The organism is Colwellia sp. MB3u-8 (genome assembly GCF_014076985.1).
Classification (GTDB): domain Bacteria; phylum Pseudomonadota; class Gammaproteobacteria; order Enterobacterales; family Alteromonadaceae; genus Cognaticolwellia.
In genome coordinates, this window is record NZ_JACGVA010000024.1 from 1 (window position 1) to 686 (window position 686).

A 686-nucleotide genomic window follows, 5' to 3' on the forward strand; every position below is an offset into this window, starting at 1 on the left:
CAAAGTGAGTTGACCAATGAAAACACTTTTAATTGTAGCGCATGCTCCTTCAGAAAATACGCAATTAATGGTTGAAGCGATCTTGAAAGGTGCACAGCATTCTGATATTGAACAGGTTAAAACAAACTGGATACCGCCTTTAGAAACTACACCTGAGGATGTATTAGCATGTGATGCGATAATTTTGGGGACGACTGAAAATCTCGGTTATATGAGTGGAGCTTTGAAAGATTTTTTTGATCGCTGCTATTACCCCTGTCTGGAAGTAAAGCAGGGATTGCCTTGTGCGTTATATGTTCGTGCTGGGAATGATGGAACTGGTACTTGTCGGGCGGTCGAATCGATCTGTACAGGTTTGCGTTGGAATTGGATTCGACCACCATTAGTGTGCCGTGGTGGCTGGCAATCAACGTTTCTTGACCAATGTGAAGAACTAGGTATGACAATGGCTGCTGGACTTGATGTTGGAATTTATTAATTCGCCTTTTACATTGCAGGAGTCATAGCTGCCATAGCATCATCCAACCCGATTGAACATCACCATGACTGACTCCTGAGCCACCAGACTGTGTGAAAACTATTGATCACCTTTTGGTCTAACCCTCAGTTTTTTATGATCAATCAATCTTAATTTTCAGCTCTCGAAGATAGCGTATTAGCTATAATTAATAGTAGGAAAACAAGAA

The 686-nt window shown here is 41.4% G+C and carries 1 protein-coding gene; it reads left to right on the forward strand.

All coding sequences use genetic code 11. From position 1 onward, the window contains the following. Positions 1 to 16: 16 nt before the first annotated feature. Positions 17 to 478, forward strand: coding sequence for a flavodoxin family protein (locus tag H4J54_RS00180; protein ID WP_182188837.1), 462 nt, complete (start codon positions 17 to 19; stop codon positions 476 to 478). The last annotated feature ends 208 nt before the right edge of the window (positions 479 to 686 follow it).